Raw genomic sequence first — 12910 nt, 5'->3', positions numbered from 1 at the left:
CCTCAGCACCCCAACCCCCCGGAGCCTTGGCCCAGTGAGCTGAAGAGGGTGGCCATGACATGCTCGCGGAGGCGTCCGGGTGGGCCCGGGCGGGGATGCGGCGGAGTGGTCGGCGGCGCACTGCTCTGCCTGGATCTGGTACGTGGCGGCGTAGCGGCCGACGCCCCTTCGGCGTCCGGGGCCCTCGTGTGCCGTCGGGCCGGTCGGCGTGGGAGGCGGTCAGACCTCCCGCAGAGTCTTCTCCGCCTGCTGGAGGGTGCGGCGCGCCATGGCGAGGTTGGCCTTCTGGCGGTCCAGGGCGAGGTAGAAGTAGAGCCCGTCGGCCCCGGGCGCGGTCGTCGGGCGGATCAGGTGGTACTGGCCGGTCAGCGTGATCAGGATGTCGTCGATCTCCCCGTCGAGGCGCAGCATCTCCATCGTGCGCATCTTCGCTCTCACGACGTCGGTGTTGCCCGCGGCGGCGGCCTGCAGATCGAAGTGCGGGCCGCCTCCGGCGACGCCGAGGGCGAGTCCGCTGTGATAGTCGACGAGCGCGGCGCCGATGGCCCCTTCGATGCGGAGGAGGCGGGCAAGGCACTGGTCGGTGGTGGTGGTAGCCATGGACGATGACCCTATGCATCTCGATAATCACAGAGTCGGATTTGGTGATAGACGGATTCGAATCGGCCGCCCGCATGTAAGGTGCCCCGACCGTCAGCCGAGCCAGTCCAGTCGAATATCGCGGATCATCGCACTGAAGTCCTGATTCCGGCCACGGCAGAAGCTGCGCAGGCCGTCCAGCGCATAGGCGTCGCGTTTGCTCGTCCACGCCCATTCCGCGGAAGTCTGCGCCTCCCTCGGCCCCTCCCGCTGCCACTCCACCAGGCCCTGCTCGCTGAGGGCGGACAGATGCCCTTTCAGGTCGAAAGGAGCGACGCCCGTCGCGTCGCACAGTTCGGCGCCGGTCATGCCGTAGGTGGGTGAGCCGAGCCCCAGGCGAAGCGTTTTTCCATGCTGCACCAGCGCCGCGAGCACCGCGCGGTCCGTCTCGGCGACCGCCTGCAGGCCGGAGACCAGGATCGCCAGGAACTCCCTGAAGTCGGCCAGCAGCTCACCGTCCGCAGGCCAGCCGAAGTCCTCCGCGAGGAGCCGCAGGGTGACGATGTCGGCGGGAGCCCGGCCCTCCCCCTGCTCCGGCACGTCCCGGCGCCCGCCCGCGACCAGCCCCGCCAGCCGGTAGGCGAAGACCACGAACTGCAGCGCCGCGTCCACGCCCGCACCGCCCGCGCGGTGCTGCTCGTGCAGCCGCTCCATCCGGGAGACGGTCTCGCCCACGCCTGGCGGAAGCCGGTTCTCCCCCTCGGCCCGGCGGAACGCGTCCACCACGGCGGACGCGGAGACGGGCGGCAACGCTCCCGCCTCGTACGAGAGCTGGGCCGCGCTCAGGCGCACGACCGCCCAGCCGTCCGCCAGGGCGGCGTCCGGATCTCCCGCGGCCAGCGCGGCCGACTTCGCCAGCCCGACGCCGGGGATCAGCGCGGGGACCGCCAGCACCGGGTCGGTCAGCCACTCCGGGAAGACCGGTGTGCCACCGCCGCTTGCCTCGGCCCACCGCTGCCGTGCCTCGGCGACGTCCCCGCCGAGGGCCCGCACCAGTGGCTCGGTCACGTCCCAGGAGGGCAGGCGTCGGCCCTGGAAGGCGTCGGACACCGTGGTCCTGCCGTATCCGATCTGAAGGCCCAGTCTCCGATAGGACGGCTTACCGGATCCCTGCAGCAGGTTCTTCAGGTAGTCGGCGAAGGACGCGGCGTCCAACAGCTCCTCCACTTAAAGTGCGTGGCTGACCTCAAGTCTAGGTAGCCGAGACGCCGCCCGTCCGAACAAATGCAGGATTCGGTGCGGAATTCCTGCGGAACCGTCCGGGGGCCGGCAGCAGCCTCGCGCCGCTGCGCCCGTCGGAAACTGACTGGTTCTGACGCAACGATTTCGAATTCCCTGCCACAGTGTCGAACTTCCGCCCGCAACCGCACGGTGCGCCCCCCACCGGCCGCCGGCCCCGGCCACTAGCCTGTCGCCATGCGCATCCTCGGACTGACCTTCGTGGGCACCTCGACCGCCGCCCGCGCTCCGATGAGCGACTTCCTGCGGACGGCCTTCGGCCTGCACACGGTGGACGTGGACGGCGTCGACGCCGACGTGTTCGACCTCCCCGACGGCACGTCGTTCGCCGTTGCGGACGCCGGTGGCATGGGCACCGAACGCACCGTCGGCTTCCTGGTCGAGGGGCTCGACGAGGCGGTCGAGCGGCTGCGGGCGCTCGGGCTCGACGTCGACCCGGAGATCTCCGCGAACGAGCGGTGGCGCTACACGCACTTCCGCGCGCCGGACGGCCACCTCTACGAGCTCGTGGAGACGAGGTCCGATGCGACGGCACGGCCGTGACGGCGACGCTGGTCTCCGTCAACGTCGGACTTCCCGCCGACGTCGAGTGGCAGGGACGCACCGTCCGCACCGGCGCCTGGAAGGCCCCGGTTGCGGGCCCCAGGCTGGTCCGGCGGCTGAACGTCGACGGCGACGGGCAGGGGGATCTCGCCGGCCACGGGGGCGAGATCAGGGCGGTACTGGTCTACCAGCTCCAGTCCTACGCCTACTGGCGAGAGGAACTGCGCCGCGACGACCTGACGTTCGGAATGTTCGGCGAGAACTTCACCGTCGACGGCCTGCCCGACGACGAGGTGTGCATCGGGGACCGCTACCGCATCGGCGACGCCGAGTTCGAGGTCACCCAGCCCCGCGTCACCTGCTACCGGGTCGGGCTGCGCCTGGGCGAGCCGCGAATGGCCTCGCTGCTGGTCGCGCATCACCGCCCGGGCTTCTACCTGCGCGTCCTCACCGAAGGGCAGGTGCAGGCGGGCGACCCGATCTCCCTGATCAGCAGGGGTCCCGAGGAGTTGAGCGTCGCCGAGACCGACGCCCTGCTCTACCTCCCGGGGCGTGACCCGGCCATGCTGCGCAGGGCGCTGAACATCCCCGCGCTCAGCCCCGGTTGGCGGCGGTCGTTCCTGGACCTGGCCAACCCGCCGCGCCCGTCCGGCGCGGCCGACGACACCCGCACGGGCGACGACACCGGCGCGGCCGAACGGCGCGGCTGGCCGGGCTTCCGGCCGTTGCGGGTCACCGGGATCGACCAGGAGACCCCGGTGATCGCCTCCGTCCGTCTCGCGAGCACCGACGGCAGTACTCTGCCGGCCGCCCTGCCGGGGCAGTTCCTCTCGGTCCGGGTCGCCGCCGACGGCGAGCCCACGGTGCGCAGTTACTCGCTGTCCTCGGCCCCAGGCGCCGACGAGTACCGCATCAGCGTCAAGCGGGAGCCGCACGGCACCGTCAGCGGCTACCTGCACGCGCGCCTGCGGGTCGGCGACGTCCTTGACGTCGCGAGCCCGCGCGGCGCCTTCGTCCTCGAAGCCGGGGTCCGGCCGGTCCTGCTGGTCTCCGCCGGCATCGGCGCCACCCCGGTCCTGGCGATGCTCCATCAGCTGGCCGAGGTGCGCGACCCGCGACCGGTCTGGTGGATCCACACGGCGCGCAACCGGGCCCTGCACGCCTTCGCCGCCGAGGCGCACGTGCTGCTGGCCCGGCTCCCGGACGCCCACGAGCACGTCTTCTACACCGCCGCCGACGACGACCAGGCCACCGACGGCGGGGCCACCGACGCGACCGCCGGCGCCGACGCCCCAGCGGAACCGCAGGTCACCCACGGCCGGCTCACCGCACGCTCCCTGACCGTCCTGGGCCTCCCCGCCGACGCCGACGCCTACCTGTGCGGCCCCGTCTCGTTCATGGACGACGTGAGCGACCACCTGAGGACCATCGGCCTCGCGCCCGAACGCATCCGCACAGAGCAGTTCGGCTCCCTCGCCGCGGTCAACCCCGGCATCACCACCGCGGCGGCGGCCCGGCCGCACCGCCCCCCGGGGCCGCCCGGCACCGGTCCGCTGGTCACCTTCGCCCGCAGCGGGATCACCACCCGCTGGCAGCCGGAGCAGGCGTCCCTGCTCACCCTGGCCGAGGCGTGCGACATCCCCACCCGCTGGTCCTGCCGCACCGGTGTGTGCCACACCTGCGTCACTCCCGTCCTCTCGGGCACCGTCGTCTACACCACCGAGCCGCTGGAGCCCGCCGCCCCCGGGGAGGCCCTGGTGTGCTGCAGCCGTCCCGGTGAGGACGTCGTCCTGGACCTGTGAGGTCCGCGCCCCCGCCGCCCGAAGCACCACGGCCCCGCCGGACGCGCTCGCCGTCGCCGCCGACCTCATCGCGCGGGGAAGGATCAACATTCCGGTCGAGCAGTCGCACACGTGCGCCGCGACCGCTGCGGCGCACATCGACAGCCAGGCGGGCCCCCCGCGCGGAGGCCGGGTCATCGTCGTCCGGGAACCCGGGGCCGAGGAGCGGGGCGGACATCCCCGCGTTCCTCGCCCGTCCTCAACTGCGGTACGCAGCGGTGGCGATCTCGACGAACGACCGGATCAACAGGTTGGCGTCGCCTGCGTTCCACGCCGCCACCACGCGGCTCGGCGGCATGTCGGTCAGCGGTACGACGGCCGTCGGTCTCGCCGTCCTGGCCGCCGTGACCGTCTGGCTCGCCACGATGCTGTGAACGCTCCCGACCCGCTGGGAGGCCGACCGCTGCCGACGGCTCTTCCCGTCATGCGTCGCTGCGGCCGACCACCCGGTAGTCGGCCAGCAGATAGCCGGTCGGCGACATCCGGCTGCGGAGCGGTTCGAGCCGGATCGACGGCAAGCCGTCGAGCAGTCGCCGTCCCGCGCCCACGATGCTCGGCGCGATCACGAGCCTGAGCTCGTCGACGAGGTCGGCGGCGAGCAGGGCCTGCGCGACCGAGATGCTCGCGTGGACGCCGATGTCGCCACCGGGCTGCTGCTTGAGGTCGCGGGCGAAGGCGACCAGGTCGCCGTCGATCGCGCGCGCACCGGCCCAGTCCTGGTCGAGCGGCGTGGAGGTCGCGACATGCTTCGCGACCCCGTTGACGAACGTCGCGAACGGCTCGATCCGGCTCTCCGGCCAGTACCCCGCCCACTCGGCGTAGCTGCGCCGACCGAGGACGACCGCGTCCTGCGTCCCGATCACGTCGGCGAGGTTGGCGTCCATCGCCCCGTCCCAGTCGGGGAAGAAGCGGTGCGGCTGTTCGGCCACCCCGTCGAGGGACAGCAACTCGTACACGACGATCTTTCGCACGCCCGTACCTCCGATCGGTTCCGATGCTAGCGGGAGGCGGCCACGGCTAGGATGCATACATGTCGAAGGTATTGAATAAGCTTCCAGTCGGCGAGCGCGTCGGCATCGCCTTTTCGGGTGGTTTGGACACTTCTGTCGCGGTTGCCTGGATGCGTGAGGGCGGTGCGATCCCTTATGCCTATACAGCGGATGTCGGGCAGTACGACGAGCCCGACCTGGCCGATGTGCCGAAGCGCGGGCTCGACTACGGGGCCGAGCAGGCCCGGCTGATCGACTGCCGGGAAGCCCTCGTCGAGGAGGGCCTGGCCGCGTTGGCCTGCGGCGCCTTCCATATCCGCTCCGGCGCCCAGACGTACTTCAACACCACCCCGCTCGGGCGCGCGGTGGTCGGGACGCTGCTGGTGCGGGCGATGCGCGAGGACGACGTGCTCATCTGGGGCGACGGCTCGACCTACAAGGGCAACGACATCGAGCGGTTCTACCGCTACGGGCTGCTCGCCAACCCCGCTCTCCGGATCTACAAGCCCTGGCTCGACCAGGCCTTCGTCTCCGAGCTCGGCGGCCGGCAGGAGATGTCCACGTGGCTGTCGGAGCACAAGCTGCCGTACCGCGACTCGGCCGAGAAGGCCTACTCCACGGATGCGAACATCTGGGGCGCGACGCACGAGGCCAAGAGCCTGGAGTACCTGAACACCTCCATGGAGACCGTCTCCCCGATCATGGGCGTCCGCTTCTGGGAGCCCGACGTCCAGATCCCCGCCGAGGACGTGACGGTCGAGTTCGAGCAGGGCCGACCGGTGCGAATCAACGGTCAGGCGTTCGCCGGCCCGGTCGATCTGGTCCGCGAGGCGAACCTCATCGGGGGCAGGCACGGCCTGGGAATGTCGGACCAGATCGAGAACCGGATCATCGAGGCCAAGAGCCGCGGGATCTACGAGGCGCCGGGGATGGCGCTGCTCCACATCACCTACGAGCGGCTTCTCAACGCGGTCCACAACGAGGACACCGTCGCCACGTACCACACGGAGGGCCGCCGCCTCGGCCGGCTGCTCTACGAAGGCCGCTGGTTCGACCCGCAGGCGCTGATGCTCCGTGAGGGCCTGCAGCGCTGGGTGGGCTTCCCGGTCACGGGCTCGGTCACGGTGCGGCTCCGGCGTGGACAGGACTACTCCGTCCTCGACACCCAGGGGCCCCACCTCAGCTACCACCCCGAGAAGCTCTCCATGGAGCGGAGCGAGAACGCCGCGTTCGTCCCGGAGGACCGCATCGGCCAGTTGACGATGCGCAACCTGGACATCGCGGACTCGCGCACCAAGCTGGAGCAGTACGCGGCCCAGGGCCACCTGGCGGCCTGGGACGCCCTCATCGGCGAACTGCCGCCCGGCGGCGGCGAGGCCATCGCGGAGAGCAACGACGCGGAGGCCGCCGCACCCGGCTCCGAGGCCCTGGACCAGGCCGCCATCGAAACCGGCACGGACTGACCCCCGCCACGCCACCGCAGACGGCTCCAGCGAGCCGGGAGAACGACGATGGGCGCGACCTTCGACGACGCATCACGCGACGCCCGCGATCAAGAAGGTCGTGCCCACCTCCCCGCCCAGCGGCGGCGATCCAGAGCTCGGCTGATCGTCCCTACCTGATGAGATACCGGGCCGACTCAGTAGCCAGCTCCATGTTCGTGTCTCCGCGATCTGCGTGACCGGTCAGCGCGACTCGATGGTGAGCCTCAGCTCCGAGTCCATCGCCTCCGCAAGACGCGCCACCATGTCCATGGTCGGGTTCAGTCGCCCGGATTCGATCCTGGATACGACGGACTGCGCCGTTGCTGCTGCCTCGGCGAGCTGCGACTGGGACCAGTTCAGCTCCTCGCGACGCCTCCGGATCAAGCGGCCGACGTTCACGACCGGCCCGCGTCGTCGTACAGCGGAAGATCCGTGGTGTCGATGCGGAGCTCCCGCCCGGGCCGGGGATCTTCTTGCTGTTCGTAATGGCGCTCTTTGAAAGTGCGACTCGTACTGCTCGGCTTCCCCATAGCTTGAAGCGGCAGCGGTGTGGGGAGCCTGAGCCATGACCTCGTCGGGTCCTGCTGACCGGTCGCCGCTGACTCACGTGAACGCAGCCAAACAGGGATACTGGACGCTGTGACTGACGTGCGCGAGACGCTGGACTACCAGACATTCGGCCAGGCGGTGCGCGAACTCGCGCAGACGATCGCCGATGACGGGTACGAGCCCGACCTGATCCTGAGCATCGCCCGCGGCGGCGTGTTCGTGGCCGGCGGTCTGGCGTACGCACTGGACTGCAAGAACATCCACCTCGTGAACGTCGAGTTCTACACCGGCGTGGGCACCACGCTCGAAATGCCCGTCATGCTGGCGCCCGTCCCCGATGCGATCGACTTCTCCGGCAAGAAAGTCCTGATCACCGACGACGTCGCCGACACCGGCAAGACGCTCAAGCTGGTCCACGACTTCTGCCTCAATCACGTCGCCGAGGTGCGGTCCGCCGTCATCTACGAGAAGTCGCACTCCCTGGTGAAATGCGAGTATGTATGGAAGAAGACCGACGACTGGATCAACTTCCCATGGTCGACGGAACCGCCGGTCGTCGGGCACGACGGCCAAGTACTCGACGCCTGACAGCGGGCCTCATACGCCCGGCAGCGCGACCCCCTCCCGCGACCTTCGCTCGGCCACTCATTCGGGCACGTACACCCCCGGCCCATGACCCAATCGGGGTCTTCGAAGTCAGCAGACCACTTCGGCAACGGCGGCTGGCGCAGGCTCATCGCGCTGTACTGAGGCTACGTCACGATGATCGACGACCAGATCGGCCGCATCCCGGCCGTGCTGGACGAGTCCGGCCACGCCGACCGACGGCGATCGTGTTCACCGCCGACCACGGGAAGTTCACCGGTGCGCACCAGCTGAACGACAAGGGCCCGGCGATGTACGACATCTACCGCATCCCCGCGCTGGTGAGCGTTTCCGGCGCCGAGCCCCAGGGTCTCGGACCGGTTCAGTACCCTTCTCGACTTCACCGCGACCGTCCGCGATCTCGCCTGGCTGGAGCCGGTGGAGCCGTGCGACGGCCGGAGCTGAGCGTCAGCGAGCTCTACGACCTCGTCGCAGACCCCCACGCGTTGCACAACGTGTACGAGGAGCCCGAATATCGCGCGGCGCGTCGGGGAACTCACCACGCGCCTCTACGAGGAGCTGCGATTACGCGGAGACGCCTTCTACAAGTGGATCCCACCCAGGGCCTTGTCCCAAGCCGTCGCCCCACAGAGAACACAGCGGCCGAGCGGCGGAATCCGACACCGAACACCACCTGATCACAGGAGCGCCGTCACGACCGCCCCTTGGGCTTGCGCTAGCGCCAGCCGTCGCGCGAGGGCAGGGATGGTGTTCGTGCCCAGCACATGCGAATCCCCCGACACCCGAGGCGTGGCAGGCCATCCCCAGATGGGAGTGGCCCCGCGTCGGCGTCGACCACCACCGCTCCCGCACCTTCATCCAGGCAGCCCGCCACGCCACAAGACTGGACCGGGCCACCCAGGATCCCGGCCGACGGCCACATCACGATCGACGCGACCCGGCGACCCGGCGACCATCCGGAACTTCTTCGAGCACTTCGAGAATCCGTCGGCGAGCCGGTCACGATGGTGGTTCGCTGACGTAGTGCCGGCGCCGCAGGTGCTTGGTCCTGACGCCCACGCCGGGCATCGGCGCCAGGACGACAGCCAGGATCCTCCTGGCAGGACAGTCGTCCGCGACGCCGCGGAGGACTCCGCGAGCATTCCTATGCCTGATAAGATATGGCCATGGAGACGGCGCAGACCTACCGGCACCTGCGTGAGCTGGCGGAGCATTTCGAGCCGCCGGCAGGCTTCTCCGGGCGCTTCGAGATCGCCGACGGTCAGGTGATCATGATGATGAGCCCGGCCAAGCGACACGACCTGGCCGCGTTCCGCATCGCCCGGCAACTCAACCGGCAGATCCCCGCGCCTCTCATCGCGTCCAACATCGGGGACGCTGAAAGCGAGGCCCTGGGCTCACTGCGCCGCCCGGACGTCCTCGTGCTGCCCGAGTCCTCCCTCGACTCCGAGGGTGACCGCGTCGACCCCCGCGAGATCCTGCTCGCCGTCGAGGTCGTCTCCCGCTCCAATCCCGAGAACGACTACGAGGCCAAGACCCGCGACTATCCGGCCATGGGCATCGAGCACTACCTGATCGTCGACCCCCGCAACGGCACCTGCGTCCACCTGTGGGACCCGGTCGGCGAGGAGTACGCGAACCGCCTGCACTACAAGTTCGGCGACAAGATCCCCATCGGCGCATGGACCATCGACACCTCCGAGCTGCCCCTGTACGCACCGGAGGAGCAATGACCCCGGGCGAGCTCGTGCGCGAGCGACGCATGGAACTGGGCTGGTCCCAGGCCCGGCTCGCGACAGCCGCAGCAACCACACAGGCCGTCGTGTCCCGCATCGAACGCGGCGAGGCGAGCCCCACGGTGGACATGTTGCTGCGACTCGCACAGGCCATGGGCACCGAGCTGTCGCTGACCCTGGTCCCCCACTGAGCAGGCGGCGGTACGATCGCCGGCCGCGCCCCCTGGATCGCGTCCCAGACCTGCCATCCGGCGATCAACCCGAGCGGCCGTCGGCATGGGCCCGCACGCACGTCGTGCGTCCTCCCTCTACTGCGTCGGAGCAGATCCGGACCCAGTCGGATCTCACTCTCCGTGCATGCTGCGGCTCTCAGTTCGAGGTTGGCGAACGCGGCGTCAGCGACATTTGACGGGAGATGGATAAGGCCCCGCGCTCCTCTGACGCAACATATGCGCAACAGCCGTACTCGCAAGACCCACACAGCAAGGGAGCAGGGCCGGAAAGCCGGATCACGGCAAGCCGCTGACCTGCTACAAGTGTCAGGATCATGCAGAAGCAGTCAGGAGTTGCTCTACCGGGCCCTCGTAGATGTCGTACATCTACGCAGGAAGGCGCCCCTCCGGGCTCGGAAGGACGCCTGCTCTGGTAGCACGATCAGGTCTCCGACCTGCGCTTTAATCCCTACGGCAGGTTGCGCGCCATGACGATGCGCTGGACCTGGTTGGTGCCCTCGTAGATCTGGGTGGCCTTGGAGGTACAGCCGGGCCACCTGGGGCTTTGCCCTGTGCAGCCTAGCTGACCTGCGCGAACTCCCTTCATGAGTTCGCACTGCCTGCCATGGCTTTCGGCCCTCCCACGCAACACTGACGCAACGTCAGGAGGTGGGAGTACGCACAGCCTGCCATCGTTCGCCGCTCCTCGACCGGCTCGCATGTCGCAGTCAGTAACCGGCTCGAACTTGCCCAGCGCGCCCGGCGCCCAACCGGGCCAAGGCTGGCTGACGTCCCGTCCGACCACAGGGTTCCGGCTCGGACGGCCGCGGGTCGACAAGCGGCCCGAGACTGAATCCGAGGATTCGCTCGGCGTTGTCCAGGGCGCGGGTGTCTTCGGGGGTGTGCTCGGTCATAGTGGAACGTGCGGGAGAAAGGGGGTCGGGTCACATCCGGCCTCCCGCCTGCGCCGGCGCAAGGTCCGCCGGTCGTGTTCGAGTTGTGGCTTCCTTGCACATTGATAGCTTCAGGACATGGACAAGGCCGAGGAGTTCCCCAAAGTCGCCATTGTGACGGGTGCCTCGCAGGGCATCGGCGCAGGTCTGGTCGAGGCCTATCGCCGACTCGGGTACGCCGTCGTCGCCGCCTCACGCACCATCGCCTCCTCCGACGAGGCCGATCTGCTGACGGTCCAGGGCGATGTCGCCGATCGGAAGGCCGCCGAACGCGTCGTCGCGGCCGCACTCGACCGCTACGGCCGGATCGACACCCTGGTCAACAACGCCGGCCGCTTCATCGGGAAGCCCTTCAGCAACTACACCGAGGACGACTACGAGGTGGTCACCGCCGTCAACATCGGCGGTTTCTTCCACATCACCCAGCTCTCGGTCCCGCACATGATCGCCCAGGGCGGCGGCCACATCGTCCAGGTCACAACAAGCCTCGTCGACCACGCGCAGTCCGCAGCCCCGGCATTGCTGGCCTCGCTCACCAAGGGCGGTCTGCAAGCCGCCACCAAGGGCCTGGCCATTGAGTACGCGGCGCAAGGCATCCGCGCCAACGCCGTCTCGCTCGGGGTGATCGACACGTTCCCGAACGTCGATGCCGACCGCGAGGCTCTGGCGCGGCTCCATCCGCTCGGCCGCATGGGCGAGATCCGTGATGTGGTCGACGCGGTGATGTTCCTGGAGAACGCGCCGTTCGTCACCGGCGAGATCCTGCACGTGGACGGTGGCCAGAGCGCGGGCCACTGACAGCTCACCACCGCGCGGCGCCCGGCATCCCGGTTGTCTCGGTCTGCTACCGGTTCGGGCAATCTCGCTGTCCGCTCCTGTCGGCACGGTGGCGACGTCCGATCCCCGTCCTCAAGCCCGGCCGCCTCCCCTCGGTCGAAGTTCACAACAGGCTCCGCACCGGACGTTGCGTACAAGCAACACGTCCGAGTCGCACTCATCCCGAGCCGGACGCGGGACGGTGACGGGCGCGAGAAGGCGCAGCGCGCGACGCCTGCGGCGGACCGCGGCGGCCGACAGGACCAGCCGTCCCGACCCGTTGGCGGGGGTGTCGGTTGCGGCGGCCTCCTCGTTTATCGCCTGGCTCGCGGAAGTACGAAACAAACAGTTGTCCCCAAAGTACGAAGATCTCGTCGCTTCGAGTTCTGGGTTCTCGGAATGGACCGGCTCCGTGCCCTCGGGATCGGCGCCCATGGATCGCCGACGGGACAACACGATGACGTCGGATGAGAAGGCTCCCCCCGATCCGCCTCCCGCCCGCCTGAACGTCGGCCGGGATCTTGCTCGATCACCGACGAGCGCCCGTGAAGACGACCACGATATACCGGGCTTCAGATCAGGCAACTCGTCCACGGAAGGCTCTGCGACCACTACGGGACACCGTCCCGATGCGCAGGATTGCGCGCACGCCTACGATGAAATCTGGGCGGTTGCGGTGGAACCTCGGAAGTTCAGGAGAGAGGCGCCTTGATGGATCCGGACGCCCGTACCAGAGCCGCTGTCGAAGAACACTGGCGAGCATCGGAACGTGGGGACACCGAAGCCGAACATGCTGTGTACGCCGCTGACGCGATCCTCGACTACCCGCAGTCGGGCGAGCGATTCCGAGGCCGTCCGGCGATTTCGGCCCAGCGCGGCGGACACCCCGCGAACCGCCATTTCACAGTTCGGCGAATCACCGGCGGCGGGAGTCTGTGGGTGAGTGAGTGCCTGATCACGTACGACGGTGTGCCCAGTTATTCGGTAAGCATCATGGAATTCGACCACGAGCATGTTGTCCACGAGACCCAGTACTTCGCCGACGCCTTCGGCGCGCCCGAATGGCGAACGGAACTCGCGGAGCCGATGCCAGGCAGAACCATCACGAGGGACTGATCGAGCGATACGCGGCCAAGCTGCGGGAAGCCGGGGGCGGTGTCACCACGATGCGGGTCCTCGGCTGCTGCACGAGGTCCTGATGCTCGACAGGCCGAGACCCCAACGTCACCGGGCTCGCGCGCCGGCTGACCACCGACCCACCTCAGAGAGCCCTGCACCGGCCACCTTCCGTTGCCGACCGCGC

At 69.2% G+C, this 12910-nt stretch carries 12 protein-coding genes and 1 pseudogene; 8 read left to right on the top strand and 5 right to left on the bottom strand.

Going from position 1 to position 12910, the window contains the following annotated elements:
• Nucleotides 1-219: 219 nt before the first annotated feature.
• Nucleotides 220-600 (bottom strand): hypothetical protein, encoded by a 381-nt coding sequence (locus TR48_RS26860; protein ID WP_042371920.1) that lies wholly within the window; start codon nucleotides 598-600, stop codon nucleotides 220-222.
• A 93-nt stretch (nucleotides 601-693) separates the two neighbouring features.
• Nucleotides 694-1806, bottom strand: coding sequence for a helix-turn-helix domain-containing protein (locus tag TR48_RS39310; RefSeq protein ID WP_052443065.1), 1113 nt, complete (start codon nucleotides 1804-1806; stop codon nucleotides 694-696).
• A gap of 249 nt (nucleotides 1807-2055) precedes the next feature.
• Here TR48_RS39310 and TR48_RS26850 point away from each other — a divergent pair, with 249 nt between their 5' ends.
• Together TR48_RS26850 and TR48_RS26845 are read left to right on the top strand one after the other, a co-directional pair.
• Nucleotides 2056-2421, top strand: coding sequence for a VOC family protein (locus TR48_RS26850; RefSeq protein WP_042371917.1), 366 nt, complete (start codon nucleotides 2056-2058; stop codon nucleotides 2419-2421).
• Entirely contained in the window at nucleotides 2418-4223 is a 1806-nt protein-coding gene (locus TR48_RS26845) for an MOSC and FAD-binding oxidoreductase domain-containing protein (protein WP_042371915.1), read from the top strand. Before TR48_RS26850 ends, TR48_RS26845 begins: the two co-directional genes overlap by 4 nt.
• Before the next feature lie 238 nt (nucleotides 4224-4461).
• Here the strand turns inward: TR48_RS26845 and TR48_RS45800 are convergent.
• Both TR48_RS45800 and TR48_RS26840 read right to left on the bottom strand, forming a co-directional pair.
• A pseudogene (locus tag TR48_RS45800) lies at nucleotides 4462-4581 on the bottom strand (LysR family transcriptional regulator); the annotation flags it as partial.
• Nucleotides 4582-4684: 103 nt separating this feature from the next.
• Nucleotides 4685-5233 (bottom strand): dihydrofolate reductase family protein, encoded by a 549-nt coding sequence (locus TR48_RS26840; RefSeq protein ID WP_042371913.1) that lies wholly within the window; start codon nucleotides 5231-5233, stop codon nucleotides 4685-4687.
• Nucleotides 5234-5292: 59 nt separating this feature from the next.
• Between TR48_RS26840 and argG the strand changes: the two genes are divergently transcribed.
• Nucleotides 5293-6714: an argininosuccinate synthase gene (argG, locus tag TR48_RS26835; RefSeq protein ID WP_042371911.1), complete on the top strand. Its 1422-nt coding sequence runs from the start codon at nucleotides 5293-5295 to the stop codon at nucleotides 6712-6714.
• Between the two features lie 222 nt (nucleotides 6715-6936).
• Here the strand turns inward: argG and TR48_RS43630 are convergent, their stop codons facing one another.
• Nucleotides 6937-7119, bottom strand: a complete 183-nt coding sequence (locus tag TR48_RS43630) for a helix-turn-helix domain-containing protein (RefSeq protein ID WP_161789913.1) — start codon at nucleotides 7117-7119, stop codon at nucleotides 6937-6939.
• Between the two features lie 255 nt (nucleotides 7120-7374).
• Between TR48_RS43630 and TR48_RS26825 the strand changes: the two genes are divergently transcribed.
• The 5 genes from TR48_RS26825 to TR48_RS40925 all read left to right on the top strand — a co-directional run bounded on the left by TR48_RS26825 (nucleotide 7375) and on the right by TR48_RS40925 (nucleotide 12723).
• The gene (locus TR48_RS26825; protein ID WP_042371907.1) at nucleotides 7375-7872 is read left to right on the top strand and encodes a phosphoribosyltransferase; all 498 of its coding nucleotides are present in this window, start codon (nucleotides 7375-7377) and stop codon (nucleotides 7870-7872) included.
• A 1184-nt stretch (nucleotides 7873-9056) separates the two neighbouring features.
• A complete protein-coding gene (locus TR48_RS26815) occupies nucleotides 9057-9623 on the top strand; it encodes a Uma2 family endonuclease (RefSeq protein ID WP_052443070.1) in 567 nt (188 codons plus the stop codon).
• Nucleotides 9620-9817 carry a helix-turn-helix domain-containing protein gene (locus TR48_RS26810; protein ID WP_052443063.1) on the top strand — a complete coding sequence of 66 codons (198 nt, stop codon included), beginning with the start codon at nucleotides 9620-9622 and terminating at the stop codon, nucleotides 9815-9817. Before TR48_RS26815 ends, TR48_RS26810 begins: the two co-directional genes overlap by 4 nt.
• Before the next feature lie 1052 nt (nucleotides 9818-10869).
• On the top strand, nucleotides 10870-11589 hold the full coding sequence (locus TR48_RS26805) for an SDR family NAD(P)-dependent oxidoreductase (protein WP_042371899.1): 720 nt from the start codon (nucleotides 10870-10872) through the stop codon (nucleotides 11587-11589).
• A 729-nt stretch (nucleotides 11590-12318) separates the two neighbouring features.
• Nucleotides 12319-12723: a nuclear transport factor 2-like protein gene (locus tag TR48_RS40925; RefSeq protein ID WP_084729791.1), complete on the top strand. Its 405-nt coding sequence runs from the start codon at nucleotides 12319-12321 to the stop codon at nucleotides 12721-12723.
• Nucleotides 12724-12910: the final 187 nt, after the last annotated feature.

The organism is Streptacidiphilus neutrinimicus, assembly GCF_000787815.1.
Lineage (GTDB): Bacteria > Actinomycetota > Actinomycetes > Streptomycetales > Streptomycetaceae > Streptacidiphilus > Streptacidiphilus neutrinimicus.
Note: the sequence above shows the minus strand (reverse complement) of the source record. Positions and strands in the feature narration are given on the sequence as shown.